At 61.0% G+C, this 22764-nt stretch carries 22 protein-coding genes; 11 read left to right on the forward strand and 11 right to left on the reverse strand.

The annotated features are described in order from the left end of the window. Nucleotides 1-298 precede the first annotated feature (298 nt). Both yejK and JFT85_RS10625 read left to right on the forward strand, forming a co-directional pair. Entirely contained in the window at nucleotides 299-1303 is a 1005-nt protein-coding gene (gene yejK, locus JFT85_RS10620; protein WP_003171997.1) for a nucleoid-associated protein YejK, read from the forward strand. Further along, nucleotides 1303-1665 carry a glutaredoxin family protein gene (locus JFT85_RS10625; RefSeq protein WP_073637254.1) on the forward strand — a complete coding sequence of 121 codons (363 nt, stop codon included), beginning with the start codon at nucleotides 1303-1305 and terminating at the stop codon, nucleotides 1663-1665. Before yejK ends, JFT85_RS10625 begins: the two co-directional genes overlap by 1 nt. Before the next feature lie 127 nt (nucleotides 1666-1792). Here JFT85_RS10625 and JFT85_RS10630 read toward each other — a convergent pair whose 3' ends face one another. From JFT85_RS10630 to JFT85_RS10655, 6 genes are all read right to left on the reverse strand, one after another. Beyond that, the gene (locus JFT85_RS10630) at nucleotides 1793-4033 is read right to left on the reverse strand and encodes a TonB-dependent receptor (RefSeq protein ID WP_053254562.1); all 2241 of its coding nucleotides are present in this window, start codon (nucleotides 4031-4033) and stop codon (nucleotides 1793-1795) included. A gap of 276 nt (nucleotides 4034-4309) precedes the next feature. Beyond that, nucleotides 4310-5287, reverse strand: coding sequence for a FecR domain-containing protein (locus tag JFT85_RS10635; RefSeq protein WP_201229827.1), 978 nt, complete (start codon nucleotides 5285-5287; stop codon nucleotides 4310-4312). Further along, nucleotides 5284-5862 (reverse strand): RNA polymerase sigma factor, encoded by a 579-nt coding sequence (locus tag JFT85_RS10640; protein ID WP_053254560.1) that lies wholly within the window; start codon nucleotides 5860-5862, stop codon nucleotides 5284-5286. The genes JFT85_RS10635 and JFT85_RS10640 overlap by 4 nt, the downstream gene beginning before the upstream one ends. Before the next feature lie 7 nt (nucleotides 5863-5869). Beyond that, nucleotides 5870-6196: a DUF3325 domain-containing protein gene (locus JFT85_RS10645; protein WP_187601989.1), complete on the reverse strand. Its 327-nt coding sequence runs from the start codon at nucleotides 6194-6196 to the stop codon at nucleotides 5870-5872. Further along, nucleotides 6197-7771, reverse strand: coding sequence for a PepSY-associated TM helix domain-containing protein (locus JFT85_RS10650; RefSeq protein ID WP_201229829.1), 1575 nt, complete (start codon nucleotides 7769-7771; stop codon nucleotides 6197-6199). Continuing rightward, entirely contained in the window at nucleotides 7768-8070 is a 303-nt protein-coding gene (locus tag JFT85_RS10655) for a DUF3649 domain-containing protein (RefSeq protein WP_053254557.1), read from the reverse strand. Before JFT85_RS10655 ends, JFT85_RS10650 begins: the two co-directional genes overlap by 4 nt. A gap of 170 nt (nucleotides 8071-8240) precedes the next feature. Here JFT85_RS10655 and JFT85_RS10660 point away from each other — a divergent pair, with 170 nt between their 5' ends. From JFT85_RS10660 to fecA, 3 genes are all read left to right on the forward strand, one after another. Beyond that, a complete protein-coding gene (locus JFT85_RS10660) occupies nucleotides 8241-8729 on the forward strand; it encodes a sigma-70 family RNA polymerase sigma factor (RefSeq protein ID WP_053255344.1) in 489 nt (162 codons plus the stop codon). Further along, nucleotides 8726-9667, forward strand: a complete 942-nt coding sequence (locus JFT85_RS10665; RefSeq protein ID WP_053254556.1) for a FecR domain-containing protein — start codon at nucleotides 8726-8728, stop codon at nucleotides 9665-9667. The genes JFT85_RS10660 and JFT85_RS10665 overlap by 4 nt, the downstream gene beginning before the upstream one ends. A 102-nt stretch (nucleotides 9668-9769) precedes the next feature. After that, nucleotides 9770-12106 carry a TonB-dependent Fe(3+) dicitrate receptor FecA gene (fecA, locus tag JFT85_RS10670; protein WP_201229830.1) on the forward strand — a complete coding sequence of 779 codons (2337 nt, stop codon included), beginning with the start codon at nucleotides 9770-9772 and terminating at the stop codon, nucleotides 12104-12106. On the opposite strand, the gene JFT85_RS10675 is transcribed toward fecA, so the two are convergent. Continuing rightward, nucleotides 12103-12975, reverse strand: coding sequence for a LysR family transcriptional regulator (locus tag JFT85_RS10675; protein ID WP_078827784.1), 873 nt, complete (start codon nucleotides 12973-12975; stop codon nucleotides 12103-12105). The two genes, fecA and JFT85_RS10675, sit on opposite strands and share 4 nt — an antisense overlap. 106 nt (nucleotides 12976-13081) lie before the next feature. On the opposite strand from JFT85_RS10675, the gene JFT85_RS10680 reads away from it, so the two are divergent. Continuing rightward, entirely contained in the window at nucleotides 13082-14593 is a 1512-nt protein-coding gene (locus JFT85_RS10680) for an MFS transporter (protein WP_201229831.1), read from the forward strand. A 59-nt stretch (nucleotides 14594-14652) separates the two neighbouring features. On the opposite strand, the gene JFT85_RS10685 is transcribed toward JFT85_RS10680, so the two are convergent. Next, nucleotides 14653-15063, reverse strand: a complete 411-nt coding sequence (locus JFT85_RS10685) for an HPF/RaiA family ribosome-associated protein (protein ID WP_053254552.1) — start codon at nucleotides 15061-15063, stop codon at nucleotides 14653-14655. A 213-nt stretch (nucleotides 15064-15276) separates the two neighbouring features. Beyond that, complete coding sequence (locus JFT85_RS10690) at nucleotides 15277-16224, reverse strand: LysR substrate-binding domain-containing protein (RefSeq protein WP_053254551.1); 948 nt, start codon at nucleotides 16222-16224, stop codon at nucleotides 15277-15279. A 137-nt stretch (nucleotides 16225-16361) separates the two neighbouring features. On the opposite strand from JFT85_RS10690, the gene JFT85_RS10695 reads away from it, so the two are divergent. The 3 genes from JFT85_RS10695 to JFT85_RS10705 all read left to right on the forward strand — a co-directional run bounded on the left by JFT85_RS10695 (nucleotide 16362) and on the right by JFT85_RS10705 (nucleotide 19703). Then, nucleotides 16362-17738, forward strand: a complete 1377-nt coding sequence (locus tag JFT85_RS10695) for an L-serine ammonia-lyase (RefSeq protein ID WP_053254550.1) — start codon at nucleotides 16362-16364, stop codon at nucleotides 17736-17738. A gap of 62 nt (nucleotides 17739-17800) precedes the next feature. Then, a complete protein-coding gene (locus JFT85_RS10700; RefSeq protein ID WP_201229832.1) occupies nucleotides 17801-19087 on the forward strand; it encodes a serine/threonine transporter in 1287 nt (428 codons plus the stop codon). Nucleotides 19088-19385: 298 nt separating this feature from the next. Beyond that, nucleotides 19386-19703, forward strand: coding sequence for a DUF3509 domain-containing protein (locus tag JFT85_RS10705; RefSeq protein ID WP_053254548.1), 318 nt, complete (start codon nucleotides 19386-19388; stop codon nucleotides 19701-19703). On the opposite strand, the gene JFT85_RS10710 is transcribed toward JFT85_RS10705, so the two are convergent. After that, nucleotides 19700-20188, reverse strand: coding sequence for a phosphate-starvation-inducible protein PsiE (locus JFT85_RS10710; protein ID WP_017135172.1), 489 nt, complete (start codon nucleotides 20186-20188; stop codon nucleotides 19700-19702). The genes JFT85_RS10705 and JFT85_RS10710 overlap by 4 nt on opposite strands. A gap of 248 nt (nucleotides 20189-20436) precedes the next feature. Between JFT85_RS10710 and JFT85_RS10715 the strand changes: the two genes are divergently transcribed. Further along, the gene (locus tag JFT85_RS10715) at nucleotides 20437-20697 is read left to right on the forward strand and encodes a YebG family protein (RefSeq protein WP_016974596.1); all 261 of its coding nucleotides are present in this window, start codon (nucleotides 20437-20439) and stop codon (nucleotides 20695-20697) included. A 55-nt stretch (nucleotides 20698-20752) separates the two neighbouring features. Here JFT85_RS10715 and JFT85_RS10720 read toward each other — a convergent pair whose 3' ends face one another. Next, the gene (locus tag JFT85_RS10720; RefSeq protein WP_053254547.1) at nucleotides 20753-21772 is read right to left on the reverse strand and encodes a Glu/Leu/Phe/Val dehydrogenase family protein; all 1020 of its coding nucleotides are present in this window, start codon (nucleotides 21770-21772) and stop codon (nucleotides 20753-20755) included. Nucleotides 21773-21958: 186 nt separating this feature from the next. Here JFT85_RS10720 and JFT85_RS10725 point away from each other — a divergent pair, with 186 nt between their 5' ends. Beyond that, nucleotides 21959-22762, forward strand: coding sequence for a SirB1 family protein (locus JFT85_RS10725; protein WP_069551845.1), 804 nt, complete (start codon nucleotides 21959-21961; stop codon nucleotides 22760-22762). The last annotated feature ends 2 nt before the right edge of the window (nucleotides 22763-22764 follow it).

Raw genomic sequence — 22764 nt, forward strand, 5'->3', positions numbered from 1 at the left:
GGAGATCGGGGTTATAGATGCTTGAAACGGGGATTGGTTCGACCTGACAGATGCTGAATGCACGCTTAACGCCGAGACTTGGCGTAAGACGGGGCAAAACTAGCACAGAGGCGGGGAAATATCCGCCTCAACATACCCATTTGGTCAGCTTTATCGCTCTAAACCGTGAAAAAAAGGCATATAGCCCGTCGGAGAGCGACCAAAGCACCCTTGGACACGTGTCTTGGCCAATGGGTGCGGTACACTGGGCGACTTTTCGGGGAGGCCAACCGCTCCCCTTCAACCAGCCGAGAAGCCTATGCCGATCCGTCATTGCATTGTTCACCTGATCGACAAAAAACCCGACGGCACACCCGCAGTTCTGCATGCCCGCGATTCGGAATTGTCCGAATCCGCCGCCATCGAGAACATGCTTGCCGACCTCAACGAGAGCTACAACGCCAAACAAGGCAAGGCCTGGGGCTTCTTCCATGCCGAGTCCGGCGCGCACCCGTTCAGCGGCTGGTTGAAGGAGTATTTCGACGGCGGCCAGGACTTCACCACCTTCAGCCGCACGGCGGTCGAGCACCTGCAAAAGCTGATGGAGGAGTCCAACCTCTCCACCGGCGGCCACGTGCTGTTTGCCCACTATCAACAAGGCATGACCGACTACCTGGCCATCGCCCTGCTGCACCACAGCGAAGGCGTGGCGGTGACTGACGAGCTGGACGTGACCCCGTCGCGCCACCTGGACCTGGGCCAATTGCACCTGGCAGCGCGGATCAACGTGTCCGAGTGGCAAAACAACAAGCAGTCCAAGCAATACATCTCCTTTATCAAGGGCAAGAACGGCAAGAAGGTCTCGGAGTATTTCCGCGACTTTATCGGTTGCCAGGAAGGCGTCGACGGCCCGGGCGAAACCCGCACCCTGCTCAAGGCGTTCAGCGACTTCGTCGAAAGCGAAGACCTGCCGGATGAATCGGCCCGTGAGAAAACCAAGACCCTGGTGGACTACGCCAGCAGCCAGGCCAAGCTTGGCGAACCGATGGGCCTGGAAGAGCTGTCGGGTTTGATCGATGAAGATCGGCCCAAGGCGTTCTACGACCATATCCGCAACAAGGACTACGGCCTGTCGCCGGAGATCCCGGCCGACAAACGCACCCTCAACCAGTTCCGTCGTTTCACTGGGCGTGCCGAGGGGCTGTCGATCAGCTTTGAAGCGCACCTGCTGGGCGACAAGATCGAATACGACGAGGCCGCCGGCACCTTGATCATCAAGGGGCTGCCGACCCAATTGACCGACCAGCTCAAGCGCCGTAACTGATGCTTGGCGGGGTTTTCAAGAAAGTCCTGCTGGTATTGCTGGTCGTGGTGGTCTTCCAGAACTGGGGCAAGGTCGAGCGGCTGTTCAACCCCTCGCAGGTGGTGTCCGAGCAGGTGCGCGCCTCCGCGCGCGTGGTGCTCTACGCCACCGAGTGGTGTGGCTACTGCAAGCAGACCCGGCGCTTTCTGGATCAGAAAGGCATTCCGTACCAGGCGCTGGATATCGAGAAGGACGCCCAGGCGCGCAAGGCCTATGAGGCCTTGGGCGGCGGCGGGATCCCATTTGTGGACGTGAATGGCACGCTGATTCGCGACTACAACCCGGATGCGATCATGGCGGCGCTGAAGTCACCCAATTTGTAAAACACTGCAGATCAAATGTGGGCGCGAGCTGCTCGCGAAGGCGGTGGATCAGTCAATAGATGTGGCGACTGACACTCCGCTTTCGCGAGCAAGCCCGCTCCCACATTCAGCTCAACGCCAGCTTGAATTAGAAGTTGGCTTCCAGCGACACCATCGCCGTGCGCTCCTCACCCACGTTGTAATACGCCGTGCTCGGCGCCAGGCCGTTTACCGGTGCCGAGTTGAACGACACGGTGCGCGCCGAGCTCAAGTATTCCTTGTCGAACACGTTAAGCATCGAGAAGCGCAGGGCCGCGGACTTGATGACTTTCTTGTCGACCGGCAAGTAGATACCGGCGTTGAGGTCAAACACGGTACGGCCGGAGATTTTTTCGTCGTTGGTCAAATCGCCGTAGAAACTGCCGACGTATTTGCCCGCAACGTTGCCGTAAAAACGCGAGTCGTCATAGCCGAACACCAGGTTGAACATGTTTTCCGGCACGTTGGCCAGTTGCTTGCCCGCTGTCGGCAGCAACACATTCTTGCTGAGCAGATTGTCTTTCTGCTCAGACTGGGTGTAGGTGTAGGAGGCGTAGTAGTTGAAGTTGTGCGGCAACAGGCCGCTCCATTCCAACTCCAGGCCTTTGTTGTCGACCTTGCCGACGTTGATCACCGCGTAGTCACCGTTCAAGTCGGTGGTCGACAACTGGCGATCCTTGAAGCTGATGTAGAACAAGGTCGCGCTCAGCGCCAGGGTGTCTTCGGTGTAGCGCCAGCCCAGTTCCTGGTTCCAGCTCAACTCAGGCTTCAGGCTGACCGAGTCGCCCTTGTTGTACAGCACATAGTTTGGCGGCGTGCGCATGTTGCGGGTGACGTTGTAGAACGCCTGGTTGCTTTCGTCGACCTGGTACTTGGCGCTGAAGTTCGGCAGGAACTGGTGGTAGCGGGTGTTACGTTTTTCCGGCGTGTCGTACAGGCTGCCCAGATTGTTGCCGTCGCGCTCGACGTACTGGTAGGCGACGCCACCGACAAAACTCAGGTCCGGCGTGGCTTGCCAGCTGTCCTGAACCCAGAGCTTCTGAGCCGGGGTGATGGTGTAGTAATGACGCCCTTGTACGGTTGCGCCGTTCTTGTCGACCACCTGGCCGCCGCTGTTGTAGTCACCCCACACATCATCGGGTGCGCCTTCGCCATTGATCCCGATAAAGGGCTGGGTCTGGCGCTGACGAGCACGTTCATACCAATAGCCGTAGTCCAGGCTGTGTGCTTCGTTGATGTCCCATTTCATTTTGGCGGTGACGCCAGGGCGCCAGGTTTCGGTCCACGAAGGGCGATAGTAGTTGAGCGATTTCAGGTTGCTCAGGTCGTAGTTGCCGGCCTTGTCGGACTTGGGCCCCAGGTTCGACGCGGTCTGGCCGCTGAAACTGCCGCCGTTGGCCCAGTAATAATAAGGCGTGACCGTCAACGACAGGTTGTCCTGCAGCTGCCAGCGCTGAGTGAGCGTGGCGTTGACGCTTTCGAACGGGTTGCGGTTGAGCTTGTAGGACGACGACAGCAGACCCGACTTGTAAACCGGGGTTTCCGAGTAGTCCTTGCGGCGCCCTTCTGTCTCGAATTGCGACTTGCTCAGGGTGTTGTAGTTGTAGTTTTCCTGGTTGTTGTACTTGATCGTGGCCAGTGTGGAGTTGCCGCTGCCGTCTTCAAACAGGCTGCTCCACTCGACCTTGTCGCTGCGCAGCGTGCCTTTGCCGCGCCACTTGTCACCTTCCAGGTGAGACGCCGAGACCCAGGTCTTGAGGCCACCAAAATCGCCGGTATTGACCCGCACGAATGTCTTGCGCAAATCGTTGGCGCCGACGATCTGTTTGGCGAACACCCCGGACTCCTTGGTCGGCCGCAGAGTGATCATGCCGATGTTGCCGCCGCTGGAGCCAATGTGCGGGCCGTCCGCTTCCGAAGAGCCTTGGGTGGCGAATACTTCGGCGAGGTTTTCCGGGTCGCCCAACTGGTTTGAATAGACGCTGTAGTTGCCCGAGTCGTTGATCGGCACGCCATCGACGGAAACCCCGATCTGGTCGGAGTTCATGCCCCGCATGGTGAAGTTGGTGCCGCTAGTGCCGCTGGCGTCATCACTGGAAACGTTGATGCCCGGCGTGTATTTGAGTTTGTCGATGGCATTGGCGGTCCCCGACATTTCGTCCATGGCTTCCTTGGTCACCGTCGACCGCGCCTTGGCACTTTCTTCGCGAATCATGTGGCCGTTGCCCAGGCTCTGTTTACCGGCGACGTCCACCGAACCGACATCCTGCGTGGTGTCTGCCAGAACCAGTGGCGCAAAACTTCCTAGGCCCGAAGCGAACAGCAGGGCAGAGAGTGTGTTGATCTTCACGAGTAGATCCCTTACGTGCATCTATCTGTTGTTATGGAGGGAGGTGCTGGCGGTCAAAACCGGGTGAACGGCGACGCCAATCTTCCTGACCACCTGCTCAGGAATCCGGGGATCATCCTTGCCGCGTGTAACGGTTTGGTGACAGGTTTGGGCCATTGCGATGAAGGTTAAATGAAAGGTCTGCAGGCAGCGTGGTACCTGGCCTATAGCTGCCTGGAAGAAATTTTAGCGGGGCGTTTTTTTTGTAAATGGCGGTGGTGAACCCACCGATCGTGTCTAGCGCAACACGATCATGCGCCCTAAAACAGTGTGTTGTTCAAAGCCCAGAACCGCCTGCAAGGCACTCAAAACCGCCACCGGGTCCTTGCTCGGAAAACTGCCGCTGATACGCTTGGCGGCCATCTCATCGTTGAGCAGAAGGATTCGCCCAGGGTAGTAACGGCGAAGGTCCTGAACCACGTCGGCCAACGGTGCTTTGTAGTAATTGAGCCAACCGTCACGCCAGGCCAGACGCGATTCGCTGTCGACCGCGTGCAGCACATCGGCCACACCCTCGACGTAGGCCACCTGCTGGCCGGCCGTCAGGATTTGCTGCTGAGCTTGCCTGGACGGCGTTACGCCGACCCGGCCGGACAGCACCGTCACCTCGGCCCCGGCCGGTTGCAGGCGCACTTCGAACTGCGTGCCCAAGACCCGCGCCTCGCCGCTGCCTGCCTCGACCACAAAAGGCTGACCCGTGTGAGTCACGCTGAAAAAACCCGCGCCACGGCGCAACCGGATGTGCCGCTCGCCATGGCTGAAATCCACGGCAATGGCGCTGTCGGCATCCAGGGTCACTCGGGTTTGATCGGCCAGAGTCACGGTCTTGACCTCGCCTGGCGCGGTCACGTAGTCGGCGCCGAAGTCATCAACCCAGCGCGATGGCTGCCAACCCGCGCCCAGGGACAGCATCACCAGCAAACACGCGGCCATGGCCAAGGCACCGGCGCCGCGCACAACACGCACGCGTTTTGAGCGGTTCATTGAATGGAGGTAGCCCTGCAACGCCACGGCATCTTCGTCCGCGAGTGCGCGCGCGGGCACCTCGCTCAACTCCCACAGCACCTGGGCCCGGGCATAGGCTTGGATATGGGCGGGATCGGCCCGCAACCAGCGGCTGAACGTGGCCTGGTCGCCACTGCTGGGCTCGTCGTGCAACAGGCTCAGCCAGTCGAGTGCGGCCTGCTCCTGGGCGGGCGTAGGGGTAACGTTCACGGTGCTTTCCCTGGCGTGCGTGGCTGCGGTGGTTCGCGAAGGCTGGCCTTGCAGGCTTCGAGGGCACGCATCATATGTTTTTCCACGGCGCTTTGGGACAGCCCCATGGCCTTGGCAATTTCCGAGTATTTGCGGCCGTGGATGCGGTTAAGCAGGAAAATCTGCCGGGTGCGCTCCGGCAAGCTGCGCAAGGCAGCTTCGACGTGGCGCAGGTCATTGCCCGCTTCGAGGGCTGCCTGGGGTTCGCAGCCCTGGTTGCCCTGTTGTTCCGGCAACCAGCCTTCGCTGCTGCGCACGCGCGCGCCCTCACTGCGCAAATGGTCGATGGCGATGTTGCCCGCGCAGCGCAACAGGTAGGTGCTGAGCTCTTCGACCTGCACCAGCGGTCGACGCCAAAAGCGCAGGAACAGGTCTTGCACCAGGTCGGCCGCCGTAGCACGGCAACCCACGCGTCGGCTGACCAGCGCCTCCATTTGCGAGCGCTGGGATAAAAACACCTGCAGGAAATGCGCCCGCCCACCGGCCGCATCGGTAGGCGGGCGGTCCTGGGATTCGGGTGGCGTGCTGATCATCATGGCAGGCTCAGCACAGGGCGAAGGCAGCAACCGGGCTGGCCAGCAGGCCGACACCCGCCAGGCTCAAGGCCAGCCTTGGCCGATACGGCAACAGCAACACCAGCAACAGTGCGCTGAGCATCAACACGGCGCACCACTCCACCAAACCTTGAGCCCAACCCGAGGTGGCCACCGCCGGCCACGTCGACAGCACCAGCAGCAACCCACCGCCCGTACGTAACGTCAGGCGTCGCGGTCGCGAAGGCTTGCTGTGCAGCAGTTCGCCATGATGCCGATCGGTGGACAGGCACAGCGCGGCAAACCCGGCGTAGCACATCAGCAATGCGAGCAGCATTCAGTTCGCCTCCTGCGTGAGCGTCAATCCGCGTGCCCGTTCGACCTTGAGCTGCGGCGCGCTGCGGTGGTGCATCTTCCAGGCGGCCCACGCGAGGAACACGCCGCTGCCCAGGCAGGTCAGGTCGAAGCCGGCCATGGCCCAGTCGCCGCTGGCCAGTGACACGCCCAAGTGCTGCGCGGTGGTCAGTGCGTTAAGCAGTGGAACCGCCGCCAACAGCAGCGCGCCGAGACTCAATTGCTCAACCCAAGCCTGGCGGCCTCGACGCAGCACGGCGTGCAACAGGCTCAGGCCCCAGGCAATAAAGAAGCTATTTATTTCCCAATCGGAGCGCTCGGCGAAGCTCACCGGCAACAAGCGGTTGGCCCAGAAAAACCCTGCGACAGCGAGCACCAGCCCGGACATGCTGGCGATATTCAGCACCTCCAACAGCCGCAGTTCAAACGGCATCACCGCGCTTTTAGCGTGCTTGAGCTGACGCTTGCCGAGCCATATGACCAAGCCGGTGCCGATCATCGCCGTGCCCGCCAGGCCGCAGATAAAGTACAGCCAGCGCAGCACCGGGCCAGCGAAATGGCCCATGTGCAGGCCATAGAAACTGCCGCTGATTGCCGCCGGCAGGGACTGCTCGCCACTCACCCGCAACAGCTGGCCAGTGGTGCCATTGAAAGACAGGGTGCTGCCGAAATCCTGCACCACACTGTCGGTGCCAGCGCGGACCACATTGACCGACGCATTCACATCACTCGGGTTATTCACCACCAAACGACCGACATGGCCGCCCGCCCATTGCGTGCGGGCCTGCTCATACATCGGCCACAACGGCAGCAATTTGCCCGGCTGGCCAAGCGCTGGCGCATTGTTGATCGCGGGGAACACTTCATTGAAAAACCCGCGACTGTCGCTGCCGTAGAAGGCAGTGATAGGCGCTGGCATCACCATGTTCATAAATATCACCAGGCTGCTGTAGGTGATCATCAAGTGAAACGGCAACACCAGCACGCCTACCGCGTTATGCCCGTCCAGCCAGGACCGCTGGCCTTTGCGTGGGCGGAAGGTGAAGAAGTCCTTGAAGATTTTCTTGTGGGTGATGATGCCGGTGATCAACGCGACGAACATCACCATCGCGGCAATGGTCGACAGCCAACGCCCCCACGGGTAAGGCATTTGCAGTTGGAAGTGGAATCGATAGAAGAAGTCGCCGCCCATGCTTTCGCGGGCCTGGACGGGTTGGCCGGTGACAGGGTCGAGGACCTTGCGGATAAAGTTGCCGCGCTTGCCGGGGTCGAGTGTGTCTTGCCACATCACCGACAGACCCGGATCGCGGCTGTCCGGCAAGGTGATAAACCAGCGTGCGGCAGTCGGCGCGTGTTGCTGCAAATAGGTGTGTGCGGCAGCGAGACTGCGCGCATCGTCCAGCGGGTGGGCGTGCACTTCGGGCTGCATCCAGTGGGTAATTTCGTCCTTGAAATAGGACAAGGTGCCGGTCAGGAAAATCGCAAACAGCAGCCAGCCAAAAATCAATCCCGCCCATGTGTGCAACCAGGCCATGGCCTGGCGAAAGCCCTCTTTCATGTGCGCGCCATCCACACACCCACGCCTGCCAAGGTGGCAAACAGTGCACTGGGAAGCATCACCCCACACCAGGCGCGCCACGCCGTACGGCAGGCGAAACACCAGAGCACCGCCAGCAGGTAAAACACAAACGAACTCATCATCCCGGTGATTACGGCGTCGGCACGCGACGTTGGCATCCACAGCGCCAGGCAGATGCTGGCCAGAGACGCCAGCAAATAGCCGCCCACCACCGCTGCCAGCACGCGCGAGGTGACAGCCAGTCGGTAGGTAACAGGAAGTGAGCGTTTGCTTTTCATGCCGGAGGCGCCAGGTTCATCAGTGCGCAATATTAATGATAAATATTCTCATAAGCAAAAGAGAACGGATGATTGATCTGCGCTGGCCGATTGCCGAACCTTGTCATGCGCCCTACAATGCGAACAATTCTTGTTCTCTAAAGCATGCCCATGCTTGTGGAGTGATTGCGTTGCAGCCGTCCAATACCGTCGAAGTTTTGTACAACGACCATCATCACTGGCTCACCGGCTGGTTGCGACGCAAGCTCGGCTGCCCGGAAAGCGCGGCCGACCTGGCGCAGGACACGTTCATCCGCGTGCTCAGCGCACGGGAAACCCCAACGCTGATCGAACCTCGTGCCTTCCTCACCACCGTTGCCAAGCGCGTGTTGTTCAACTTCTACCGCCGCCAGGACCTGGAACGCGCCTACCTTGAGGCATTAGCGCAGAGCCCTGAACACGTGGCGCCCTCGGAAGAAGAACGCGCCATCATCCTGCAAACCCTGCTGGAGCTGGACCAATTGCTCGACGGCCTGCCTACTCTGGTCAAACGTGCGTTCCTGCTGGCCCAGCTTGACGGCTTGAGCTACGCACAAATCGGCGCCGAGCTGGGCATTTCCATCGCCACGGTCAAACGCCACCTGAATAAAGCGGCGATGCGCTGCTACTTCGCCCTATGAACTTTTCGACTCAGGTCGCCGAGCAGGCGGTGCATTGGTTGCTGGAAATGCAGCAAGGCGCGCTCAACCCGCGCCAGCAAGCGGCCTGGCAACAATGGCTGAACGCCCACAGCGAACATCAACGCGCGTGGGAGCATATTCAGCGCGTCAACCAGCGCCTGCGCGGCATGCCCTCGCCGCTGGCGCATGCCGCGTTGAGCGCGCCCCAATCCCGCAGCCGGCGCCAGGCCCTCAAGCTGCTGCTGGTCCTCGGTGCCGGCTCGGCCACCGCTTGGGGCCTGCGCCAGCAGCATATTTTGCCGCCATTGACCGCTGACTACCGCAGCCCCGTCGGCCAGCGGCGCAACGTGCAATTGGCCGATGGCAGCCGGTTGCAGCTCAACACCGGCAGCGCGGTGGATGTGCATTTTGATCGCAGCCAACGCTTGATCCGCCTGCTTGAGGGCGAAATGCTGCTGACAGCCCGCGCCGGCAATACGCCGCTGCATGTACTCACCGGCCAGGGCTTGCTCAGCAGCCAGGCCGCACGGCTGAATGTGCGCCAGTTCAACGATCATACCCAACTGACGGTTTTTGACGGCACTGTCGACATAATGCCTAGCAGTTATCGCGGCCTGCCTTTAAGCGTCGAGACCGCGCGCCAGGTCAATTTCACTCGCAAAGGCTGGGACACCCCGCTTGCGGCCGATACCAACAGCGGCGCCTGGGCCGACGGCGTGCTGGTGGCCGCACACATGCGCCTGGAAGACTTTCTTGCCGAGCTGGGTCGCTATCGTCGCGGCCAGCTTAATTGCGACCCGCAAGTGGCCAACCTGCTGCTGTCCGGCAGTTACCCGCTGGACGACAGCGAGCGCATCCTCGACCTGCTGGAAGTCAGCCTGCCGGTCAAAGTGCGGCGCTTTACCCGCTACTGGGTGACCGTAGAAGCACGCGCCTGAGATTATTTCAGCACTTTTTTACCCGCAAGTGAGCCGATTTCCACACCTCGCGTGACAGAGAAGGAAAGCCACCTTGATCTTTCCTTCTCAGGACCGCTCTTCATGCCCCAGCAACCGACGCTTCTCGCCCGCACCTTGCGCCACCTCCTACTGGGCGCCAGCCTGAGCCTTACCGTGCTGCCGCAGGTGATGGCTGCCGATGCCAAGCCGTATCACATCGCCCCGGCGACCCTGGAAGCAGCGCTGAATCAATTTGGGCGTGAGGCTGGCGTGTTGATTTCTTTCGGTTCCGAGGTCACCGCCGGCATGCACAGCGGTGGGTTATCGGGCAATTACAGCGCTACCGAAGGCCTGCACAAACTGCTGGAGGGCACCGGCCTGCAAGCCCGTGCCGAAGGTGATAACGCCTACAGCCTGCAACCGGCCAACGGCCCCGCAACCCTCGAACTGCAAACCTCAAGCGTGGTCGGCGACTGGCTCGGCGACGCGGCGCAAACCAACGTGTTCGAACACCCCGGTGCGCGTGATGTGATCCGCCGTGAGGAATTCGAGCGCCAGGGCGCGACCCAGGCCCGTGACGTGCTCAACCGCATCCCCGGCGTCAACGCCCCGGAAAACAACGGCACCGGCAGCCACGACATGGCGCTGAACTTCGGCATTCGCGGCCTCAACCCGCGCCTGGCCTCGCGCTCCACCGTGCTGATGGACGGCATCCCGGTGCCCTTCGCACCGTATGGCCAACCGCAGCTGTCCTTCGCGCCGATCAGCATGGGCAACATGGACGCAGTCGACGTGGTACGCGGCGGCGGTGCGGTGCGCTACGGCCCGCAAAACGTCGGCGGCATCGTCAACTTCGTGACCCGCGCGATCCCGGATGCGCCGACGGTCAAAGGCGGCTTGCAGACCGAGACCAGCCCATCCTCCAGCCACGATGGTTTCAAAACCACCGGCAACCTGCTGGCCGGCGGCACCGCCGACAATGGCCTGGGCGGCGCGATCCTGTACTCCGGCACCCGTGGCGGTGACTGGCGCGAAAACAGCAACACGCGCATCGACGACCTGATCCTCAAGGGCAAATACCAACTGGACGACGCCAACAGCTTCAACGCCATGGCGCAGTACTACGAGGGCCAGGCCGATATGCCCGGTGGCTTGAACGTCAAGGACTACAAGGCTGATCCGTATCAGTCCACGCGCCCCTACGACAAATTCTGGGGCCGCCGTACGATGTTCAACGCCGGTTACCGCTACCAGCAAGACCGCCGCGAATTCACCGCCAACACCTTCTTTACCACCACGCTGCGTAACGGCTACCTGGACCAGGGCAACTTCCTCTCACTATCACCCCGCGAGTATTGGGTGCGCGGCCTGGAAACCCGCTTCGCCCAAGGCTTCGACATCGGCCCGAGCAGCCATGAAGTGGGCGTCGGTTACCGCTACATCAACGAAGCCGGCCACGAATTGCGCTACCGCACGCCGATCAGCGCCAACCAGCAGTTGCCGACCACCAACAGCCGCAATGACCGCGACACGCGAGGTGCCACCGAGGCCAATGCGTTTTTCGTCGACGACCGCATTGATATCGGCAAGTGGACCATCACCCCGGGCGTGCGCTACGAGATGATCGAGTCTCAGCAGACCAACAACCTGACGAACGTGAAGTACAAGGGCGATTACAACACCGCACTGCCGGCGCTGAACGTGCTTTACCACCTCACCGAAGACTGGAACCTCTACGCCAACACCGAAGGCTCATTCGGCAGCGTGCAGTACAGCCAAATGCCGAACCGGGTGACCAGCGGCGAAGTGAAACCGGAAAAAGCCCGTACCTGGGAGCTCGGCACGCGCTATGACAACGGCACCTTGCGTGCGGAAATCGGTGCGTTCCTGATTAACTTCGACAACCAGTACGACAGCAACCAGACCAACGATTCGGTGATCGCCCGCGGTGAAACGCGTCATCAGGGCATCGAGTCGAGCATCAACTACGCGCTCGACGGTTTGAGCCCGGTGCTCGCAGGGTTTGATGTGTACGCCACCTATGCCTATGTGGACGCGACCATCCGTGAAAACGGCCCGAACAAAGGCAACCGCGTCCCCTTTTCGTCCAAGCACAAAGGCACGCTCGGCGTGGGTTACACCGAAGGCCGCTGGAAACTCAACCTCGACAGCAGCTACCAGAGCAGCCAGTTCGCCGACAACGCCAATACCCAGGCTGAGACCGCCGACGGCGCCAACGGACGCATCCCCGGCTACATGCTGTTCAGCAGCCGCGCGGCGTATGACTTTGGCCCACAGCTGTCGGACTTGAACGTGGCCGTCGGGGTGAAAAACATCTTCAACAAGCAGTATTTCACCCGCTCGTTCGACGACAACAACAAGGGCAAATACGTGGGCGAGCCGCGCACCGTCTACGTGCAAACCTCCATCGCGTTCTAACTGCCCGCCAGGCAACTGGGGGTCGCCGCGACCAGGGCGTCGATGGCGCAGCGCGTCTTGGCCGGCATGTGCGTGGCCGTGGGCCAAATCACATGGATCGGCGCAGGCTGGTCGCGGTAGCTGTGCAGTACCGCTTCCAGTTGGCCACGCAGCACATAGTGCGCAATCAACCAACTCGGCAACCAGGCCAGGCCCACGCCAGCGATGGCGGCATCGGCCACGGCCTGGAGGTCGTCCAGCACCAAAGGCGAGGTCACACCGGTGCGATGCGAATGAGCGCAACGGTAGGCAATGCCTCGGTGACCGGCGAGGTCCTCGATACGCTCTATCGGCCCGACACGCTGCAGGTAGGCCGGCGAAGCGGCCAGGCCCACGGACTGTTCACCCAGGCGGCGTGCACTCAGGCGGTCGGTATCCGGGAGCGGGCCGATACGCACGGCAACGTCGAAACCTTCCTGGGCCAGATCTGTCAGCCGGTCAGAAAAAGAAATCTCGATCTCCAATTGCGGGTATCGGTCCATCAACCCCCACAAAGCAGGCGCCGCATAGTGGTGACCAAAGGCCAGCGGCAAGCTTGCCCTTAGCCGTCCACGCGGTTGCTGGCGGCCACTCTCGAGCACCGATTCGGCGGCCTCCAACTCTGCCAGTGCACGCAGGCAATGCTCATAGTAGGCCTGCCCGTCCTCGGTCAGACGCTGGCGGCGGGTGGAGCGCTGCAACAGGCAGGTGCCCAAACGGGCTTCCAACCGCGCCAAACCCTTGCCCACCGCAGAACGGGTGAGGTTCAGGCGTTCGGCAGCTTCAGTCAGGTTGCCGCTCTCGACAATTTGCAGGAAGAGTTCAACGCCATCAAAACGCGGGGTGGCCATGAGTCTATTGTCGCCCTTGATTCCCTTATTGACGGAAAAGTTATCACAAATAAAGAACCCTGTTCCCGCGAGAATAGCGCTCTCACCCAATCGAAAGGAACCACCCATGCCGCCCGCCACCGCTGTATCGGTCGTCAGCGCCCCGCGCACGGCCAGAGATGGCCTCGCCCTCACCGCCGTCTGCCTCGTAGCCCTGATGTTCGGTCTGGAAATCTCCAGCGTGCCGGTCATCCTGCCGACCCTGGAGCAGCAGCTGGGTACCGGCTTTCAGGACGCGCAATGGATCATGAATGCCTACACCCTGGCCTGCACCAGCGTGTTGATGGCGGCGGGGACATTGGCCGATCGCTTTGGGCGCCGACGCATGCTGGTGCTGTGCTTGTGGCTGTTTGGGTTGGCCTCGTTGGCGTGTGGGCTGGCGAACGACGCGTCCATGCTGATCACCGCACGTTTTGTCCAGGGCGTGGGTGCCGGGGCGATGATGATTTGTCAGTTCGCGATTCTTTCGCACCAGTTTCGTGAACCGGCGGCACGGGCGCGGGCCTTCGCAATATGGGGGGTGATCGCGGGCGTGGGCCTGGGCTTCGGCCCGATGGTGGGCGCGTTGATCTTGGCCGTAGCAGACTGGCGCTGGGTGTTCCTCGTGCATGGGCCGCTCACCGTGCTGACCTTGGTGTTATTGCGCATCAGCGTCGAGGAATCCCGCGACCCGGCCGGCCATCGTCTCGACATTGCTGGCATGCTGACCCTGACGCTGTCGGTGTTTGCGCTGGTGTACTTCATCACCCAAGGCAGCGAGAACGGCTTCGGCGCACCGGCCATGCTCGGTTGGGCAGGCTTGTCACTGGGCGGGCTGCTGCTATTTATCCTGATTGAACGGCGTAGTACTCACCCGATGTTCGACTTCTCGGTGTTCCGCATCCAGCGCTTCAACGGCGCGCTGATGGGCTCGATCGGCATGAATTTCAGCTTCTGGCCATTCATGATCTACCTGCCGCTCTACTTCCAGGCCGGCCTGGGCTACGACACGATGACCACTGGCGGCGCGCTGCTCGCCTACACCCTGCCCACGTTGCTGGTGCCACCGTTGGCCGAACGTCTGGCCTTGAGCTACGGCGCAGACCGCATCATTCCCTTGGGCCTGGGCTTGATGGGCGCAGGATTTATCAGCATGGCGGCGGCCAATGGTGCCGAGCCTCCGAGCATTGCCTGGGTGCTTGTCAGCTGCGCGATGGCCGGCGTCGGGTTGGCGCTGACCAACTCGCCCACCACCAACACCACCACCGGCTCAGTGTCAGCCGACCGCGCGGGCATGGCCTCAGGCATCGACCTCAGTGCCCGGTTGATAACCCTGGCACTCAATATCGCGCTGATGGGGTTGGTGCTGTTGCTGGGAATCAGCCATCACCTCGCAAGCCTGCTGCCCCACACCACGGCAATGGAGTGGCCAGAAATCAGCCAGCATCTTGCAGCGGGCAAGCTGGACGTGTTGGCGCTGGCCCGCCCCGATGCGCAGGCTGCGCTGCGCCACGGCGTCGGTTGGGCGATGCTCTTTGCGGGTTTGGGCGCTTGCGGGTTGGCGATGTTGAGCGGGTATTTTTTCCGGCGCGCCCAATAAACGAAAACGGGCCTGCAACTGCAGGCCCGTTTTCGTGGGGATGAAAGAACCGTCAGCTATCAGCTGTTAAAGACCGCACGTTCTTTTTCCAGAAACTCCTGTTCAAGCTCGTCTTCATTCACTTTGGTGGTCGGCTGGCTTTTCCCGGCAGCGCGTGGCTTGCCTTGCAGTTTGCCGAACAGATGTTCCAGCGCATGCTCCAGCTTGACGGCTGCGCCGTCGATTGCCTGTTCCAGAGTATCGGCCTTATGAGCGACCGACAGCGGTTGATGGCCCTTTGGCCGTGCTTCCAGACGGCAGCTTAAATCATGAGGACCGGGCTTATCGCCGTTCTCATCGCGCAGGTAGACTTCGACGCGGGTCAGGTGTTCTTCATAATGTTCGAGCGTGCTCTCAATGGTCGTACGTACCCACTCCTCCAGTCGGATGCTGCTTTCAATATGGTTATCGCTATTGACTTGGATTTGCATAGTTCTTCCCTTATTTCAGCTAGCTCGCGAGAGGTCACAAACTGCAACACCGGGGTGGTGAAACCATGACCTCTTGATTACACAATTGAGCAGTCAGGAGAACATTTCAACCCCTTTGCAAAGATAAATCCCACATTACAAATTAAGTCTGACTACGAGCAAAAACGCTGTTAGGGTGGGGAGTTAGTTACATCTTCTTACGCCCAGCGAACCTTACAATTGCCCCTCCCCCAATGGGTGCAATCCGCGAAAAATCCCCGCTTCCTCCACCAGCCAGTCATGCACCGCGCGCACGCCCGGATGGCTTAATGCGCCCGGCGCGTAAAGCAAAACGTAGCGTTTATGGTTGGGCACCGCCAGGCCAAACGGCACGATCAAGGTGCCGCGCTCCAGCTCATCGTTGAGCAACGTGCGTCGCGCGATGGCCACGCCCATGCCGGCGATGGCAGCCTCGATGGTCAGGTGGTTGCGGTTGAAGGTGTGCCCGCGCCGCACGTCGGCTTGGTGGTAGCCAATGGCGTTCAGGTAAAACTCCCACTCGGCGTATTCATAACTGCCACGCCAGGCGGTGATGTCGTGCAACAGCGGGAAATGCACCAGGTCAGCCGGGCCATGCAAGGGCGGACGGCCGCGCAACAGGCTGGGCGCGCACACCGGGAAAATCTGCTCATCGAGCAGGGCTGTGGATAACAGGCCAGGGTAGCTGCCGTCGTTCAAATCGATGGCCAGGTCGAAGTCGCCCTCGTGCAGCGCGATGCTGCTGTCTTCGGCGACCATGCGCAGCTGGATATCCGGAAACCGTTGCTGCAGGCGTGGCAAGCGTGGAGTCAGCCACTTGCCGAGAAACGAGGGGATAGAACGCAAGCGCAAGGTGCCGCTGATCATCCCTGCGTCCAAGCGCTGCAATTCAGCATCGATGCTGCCGTAGGCCTCCCCCACCGTCGCCGCCAACCGCTGCCCTTCGGCACTCAGTTCCACCCCCCGCGCGCGCCGATGGAACAACCGAAAGCCCAGACGCTCCTCCAACTGGCGAATTTGTTGGCTCACCGCCCCCGGCGTGATGTGCAGTTCTTCGGCGCAGCGGGTGAACGACAGATGCCGCGCAGCACAGGAAAACACGTGCAGCCAGACATACGTCTGACCATGAAGGGGCCGGGCCATAGGGTTTAGTCCTGCTAAAGGGTGTCTTAGGATAATTCGTTGGTCAGTGCCGATCCAGAGGCCCAGTATCGCGCCAATTCCGCTCGTCCTACAAAACATGGCAGCGATTTCTACTCCATTGCTTGTAAGGCTTTAGCATGGCTATCAGTGTTTTCGATCTATTCAAGGTGGGCATCGGCCCTTCCAGCTCGCATACCGTCGGCCCTATGCGCGCGGCGGCGACCTTCGCCCAAGCCCTTACCGACCAACATTTGCTGAACGACACACGCCGTGTCGAAGTGCGTCTGTACGGCTCGCTGTCCGCCACTGGCATCGGCCATGCCACCGACCGCGCCTGCGTGATGGGCCTGATGGGCGAATGGCCAGACAAGGTCGACCCGACCTCGATCAACACGCGTATCCAGCAAGTGCGCGAGTCCGGCCGTTTATTGCTCGCGGGCAAACAGGACATTGCCTTTAATTGGCACACAGATCTGCTACTGCTGGACGAAAGCCTGCCCTACCACCCCAATGCCATGTCCCTGCATGCCCACGGCGACAGCGGCCTGCTGAGCGAACAAACCTATTACTCGGTAGGTGGCGGTTTCATCATCGAAGCGGCTGAAGCGGCCTCGGGCATTGCGCCGACCAGCGATGTGGAATTGCCTTACGACTTTTCCAGTGCCGTCGAACTGCTGGCCCTGTGCAACAAGCACGGCCTGCGGGTGTCGGAATTGATGATGGCCAACGAGCGCGCATGGCGCAGCGATGCAGACATCCGCAGCGGGCTGCTGCACATCTGGTCAGTGATGCGCGAATGCGTGGAGCAAGGCCTGCGCGATGAAGGCATCTTGCCAGGCGGCCTGGATGTGCCGCGCCGTGCGGCGAAATTGCACCGCAGCCTGTTGGAAATCGGCAAACCCAATGTCATCACCTCGACCTTGTCGGCCATGGAATGGGTCAACCTGTTCGCCCTCGCCGTCAACGAAGAAAATGCGGCCGGCGGGCGGATGGTCACTGCGCCGACCAATGGCGCGGCGGGGATCATTCCGGCCGTGCTGCATTACTACATGAAGTTCAACGCGGACGCGTCTGACGATGATGTCGTCAATTTCTTCCTCGCTGCGGCCGCCGTCGGCATCCTGTGCAAGAAGAACGCCTCAATCTCCGGCGCCGAAGTCGGTTGCCAGGGCGAGGTGGGTTCCGCCTGCGCCATGGCCGCCGCCGGCCTGGCTGACATCCTCGGCGCCACCCCGGAACAACTGGAAAACGCCGCCGAAATCGGTCTGGAACACAACCTCGGCCTGACCTGCGACCCGGTCGGTGGGCTGGTGCAAGTGCCATGCATCGAGCGCAACGCCATCGCGGCCGTCAAAGCCATCAACGCCACACAAATGGCCCTGCGCGGTGACGGCAAACACTTCATTTCCCTCGACCGGGTGATCCGCACCATGCGCGATACCGGTGCCGACATGCATGACAAGTACAAAGAAACTTCACGGGGCGGCCTGGCGGTCAGCTGGGTGGAGTGCTGACCGGAGCACTTTGACCCGCCCCATACGTGAGCCCGCGCAAAAATAATAACGAGGCAATACCGATGACCGATGTACGTACACCTGCTGCTGAACAGCCTGTTTCACAGACCACCGCAACAACCGGCTGGACCAAACACGACACCACCTGGATGCTGGGCCTGTACGGCACCGCCATCGGCGCAGGCACCTTGTTCCTGCCAATCAATGCCGGCGTCGGCGGCTTCTGGCCGCTGATCGTGCTGGCGTTGCTGGCCTTTCCGATGACCTTCTTTGCTCATCGTGGGCTGACGCGTTTTGTATTGTCAGGCAAATCCGGCGACATCACCGACGTGGTCGAAGAACACTTCGGCGTCGGCGCCGGCAAGCTGATCACCCTGCTCTACTTCTTCGCCATCTTCCCGATCCTGCTGGTGTACAGCGTGGCGCTGACCAACACCCTGAGCAGTTTCATGGAACACCAGCTGCACATGGCCCCACCGCCCCGGGCGATCCTGTCGCTGGTGTTGATCCTCGGTCTGATGGCCATCGTGCGCTGCGGCCAGGGCGTGATCGTCAAGGCCATGAGCGTGCTGGTGTACCCGTTCGTCGCCGCCCTGTTATTGCTGGCCGTGAGCCTGATCCCCAACTGGAACGGTGCATTCTTCGCCTCGGCCAGCGAGGGCATGCCGTGGCCGCTGTTCTTCAAAACCCTGTGGCTGGCGATCCCGGTGATGGTATTTTCCTTCAACCACTCACCGATCATCTCCGCGTTCGCGGTGGACCAGAAGCGCGTGTATGGCGCCCAGGCCGAGCGCAAAAGCAGCGGCATCCTCGCCACTGCCCACGGCATGATGGTGTTGACCGTGATGTTCTTCTGCTTCAGTTGCGTGCTGGCCCTGTCGCCAGCTGACTTGGCTGCCGCCAAGGCGCAGAACATTTCGATCCTGTCGTACCTGGCCAACCACTTCCAGACGCCGGTAATCGCCTACGCCGCGCCGTTGATCGCGCTGGTGGCCATTACCAAATCCTTCCTTGGCCACTACATCGGCGCCAGCGAAGGCTTCCAGGGGTTGATCGTCAAATCCCTGCGCGGGCGTAATCGCTCGATGTCGTCCAAAGGGCTGGAACGCTGCACCGCACTGTTCATGGTGCTGACCTGCTGGGCCGTGGCGACCTTCAACCCAAGCATCCTGGGGATGATCGAGACGATGGGCGGGCCGATCATCGCGTGCCTGCTGTTCCTGATGCCGATGTACGCGATTCGCCGCGTGCCATCGCTGCGCCAGTACTCAGGCCACGTGTCGAATGTGTTTGTGGTGGTGATCGGGCTGATTGCGCTGTCTGCGATCGTTTTTTCGGTATTGCCCTGAAATAGCCCACCGACCTGAAGAACGACTCAATACAAATGTGGGAGGGGGCTTGCTCCCGATGGCGGTCCTTCAGCCGAGCATTTATTGGCTGATACCCCGCTATCGGGAGCAAGCCCCCTCCCACATTGGCAGGTCACTGGGGATCGATTGCTTTACGGCACGCGCCTTGCTGTAGAGCTCATGAGGCAAACGGACTTTGTGAAACCTCAGCGACGGAGTGGCCGATGGTCAGGCAACGCGAACTAATCCTGACACCGGTCGTCAATGACTGCATGTTCTTATCAGGCGGTAACGCACCATGGACAATCCTTTTCAGATCATCACCGACACCTTCACCCCCAACTACCGCGTCAACCTGAGCATCCAACGGCTGGATGGCAGCATCATGCTGACCCTCTCGAATGAGGACGGCGTGGTGGCCAAACGCATGATCAGCGCCGAACAACGCAACGACCCGCAGCGGCTCAAACGGCTGGTGCAAAGTATTCAGTTCGGCATCGCCATCGAGCAGGGCCACAGCGCCATGGAAATCCTCACGGTGATGACGGACGGCGACAGCCACAAACTCCTGCAGCGCCCGCCCGCCCGCACCTTGCCCTTCAGCGTCGGGCTTTAAAGCTCGCCCTTCTCGGTTTCCAGGCTCGCTTCGCCCTTGCGGCGCGGGCCTTCAACCTTCACCGACGGAAATGCCGACGACGCGTAGCGCACCACCAGAATCGAAAACGCCAACAGCAGAATGCCGCCACACAGGTAGATGATGCCGATGTCAGGCGGGTTGTGGTGCGACACATTGGAGATCAGCAGGCGCGTCAGCGCAGTGATCGCCACGTAGATCAGGAAGCGCACCGGCATGTGGTTGGTCTTGAAGTAAATCCCGACCATCGCGCCCAATTCCAGGTAGATGAACAGCAGCAAGATGTCATCGATCTTGATGTGCCCGGTCTCCAGCATCCCCAGAAACTCCATCACCGCTGCCCAGGCGGTCACCGCACCAATGGCGAACAGCGCCAGGTAATGGAACGTCTCGACGAACAGATTGCCCAGCGACTCGGCCAGCCCATGGACTTGCTGACGCAGCTTTTCGGCCCAGTTGATTTTCACGATGATACTTCCTTAGGTCGGCTCGACCGGATAGTGCGGGTTGGACGTGACGGTTGTTCTGCATGCAGAAAAAAGGCCAGAGGCACGTATAAGATGATGGCGGCGTGACATGAGGCACGCCAAACCTGTATTTACGGGCTACATTAAAAAACTGCTACCCAAACCTCAGGGTTTGGCTTACTCTTTTAGCTGTATATAAATACAGTAGTCGCAAAAGACAACTATCGTGAAGGCATGTGAGGTGGTGAATGGCCGTCGAAGTGGTATACCGCAGCAGCCGAGATCTGGAGCGTTTGTTCATGGATAAAGCCGAAGCTGACCGTCATGACAAGATGCTTGAACTCGCTGAGTTGCTGGCAGAAGTGTTGCAAAAAGCCGTGCCGTCCCTGAGCGAGCAGCAGGTGGAAGAAGCCGGGATCTACATGGCGAAGAACCGCGATGTATTTGCCAAGGCGTTCAAGAGCCAACCGGACGCTTTGTCCGAGTTGCTGAACCCGACGGCGGAATAAAGCCCGAATTGAACAGGCCCTGAATCAATGATTCAGGGCCTTTTTAATGCCTGGCCTATTTGTACAGCAGGCGCTCGGCCAACTCATCCGCCACCCGTGCGGGGGAGCGTTTTTCGGCCTGGGCGTGGGCGAAGATTTCGGTGAGGCGCGTACCGATGTTCGACAAGTGCGCGGTAATGTCCGCCAGCTCGGCACCGCCGTGTTTGAGGGCAACGTAGATCAGGCCGCCTGAGTTGATCACGTAGTCCGGGGCGTAGAGGATGCCGCGCCCTTCCAATTGGTCGGCAACGTCCAGGGTGGTCAGTTGCGCGCTGGCAGAACCGGCCACGGCGGCGCACCGCAATTGGCCGACGCTGTGCCGATTGAACACCGCACCCAGGCCACAAGGGGCGAGGATGTCGCAGGGCGTGCTGAGTAAGGCGTCGTTGGCAATCGGGTGCGCGCCGAGTTGCTCCATGGCGAGTTGCACTTTGCCGTGGTCAATGTCGCTCACCAGCAATTCGGCTCCCGCGGCATGCAGTTGTTCGGCCAGCGCGTAACCGACATTGCCCAGGCCTTGCACCGCGACGCGCAAGCCTTCGAGGTTGTCGCTGCCCAGGCGGGCCATGGCCGCGGCACGGATGCCGGTGAACACGCCCATGGCCGCATGGGGCGCGGGGTCGCCGGCGGCGGTGGTGCTGGTGACGAAGCGTGTGTGCTGGGCGATGCAGTCCATGTCGGCCACTGACGTGCCGCTGTCGATCGAAGTAATGAAACGGCCATCGAGTTTTTCAATGCAACGGCCAAATGCTTCAAACAAGGCGGCGCGGCTTTCCACGTGCACGGGACGGATGATCACCGCAGTCCCGCCGCCTACCTGCAGGCCGGCCAGGGCGGCTTTGTAGCTCATGCCTTGGGCCAGACGCGCGGCATCCGCCACGGCACTTTCATCGTCGGGGTACGCGAGATAACGGCAACCGCCCAAGGCCGGCCCCAAGCGGCTGTTGTGAATGGCGATGACCGCCTTCAGCCCGGTGACCGCGTCGACACTCAGGTGCAGCGACTCAAGGCGGGTGCTGTGCATAAGCGCAAACATCGTCGAGCTCCCGAATCACTTCTGGTAGAGGCCCAAGTATAGGCTTGCGGTAGAAAACTGCCGAAGTGCGCTGGAATAAGCCGCCGGATTTCGTGGGATCTGCGACATAAGCAGGTGGGTTATTGCTTAAGTCACTGGACGAAAATTCACAGCAAGGCTAAAACGGGGCATCCGCCGGAGAACGCAATGAATCCCCGCACAGCCTTTTTCGCCTGCCTGGACCGTTCACCCCCTGCGCTGTTTGAAGCGGCGCTGTGGATTGCTGCCGAACACGACTGCGCCGTGCAGCCCGTGCTGATCCTGCAAGACCTCATCGTGTTGCAGCAGCAGGTCAGCGTTGGCATGCCCATGTTGCCGGCGGATGAACTCGGCCAGCCGCTGCTACGGCGCATGAATGACTTGGGCTTCGCTCAGGATGACTTTACTCCGCTGCGCCCGGCGGCCGCCCTGCTCGACAAGGTATTGCAACGCAAACGCGGACAACCCCTGGCCATGGGCCTGATCGCACTTGAGTTGGCGCGGCGCCTGAATATCCCCATGGTGGGCGTGAACTTCCCAGGCCACTTTCTGCTGCGGGTGCCCGGCGCCGATCACCTGCTGGACCCCTGCGGCGGGCGGCGCCTGTACCCTAATGACTGCCGTGAATTGCTGCATCGCCAGTACGGGCCGAACCTCAAGTTGCAGGCCGACCACCTGCACACCGCCGAGCCGCGTTCGATCCTGCAACGGTTGTCACGCAACCTGCGCCAACTGCACCTTTCCAATGACAACCCGCTGGCCGCGCTGGTCGACGCCGAACGCGTGCTGGAACTGGGCAATGCCAGCGCCGCCGACTACCTGGCGCGGGCCAGTTTGTACCAGCGCCTGGACTGCCCGAGTGCCGAACGTTTTGACCTGGAACACGCCCTGCTGCTCAGCGAGGACCCGATCCAGCGCCTGCGCCTGACGGAGCGGCTGGGGCACCTGCCGCCCAACTCAGTGGTGCATTGACT

The sequence above is a fragment of the Pseudomonas sp. TH04 genome, from assembly GCF_016651355.1.
Lineage (GTDB): Bacteria > Pseudomonadota > Gammaproteobacteria > Pseudomonadales > Pseudomonadaceae > Aquipseudomonas > Aquipseudomonas fluorescens.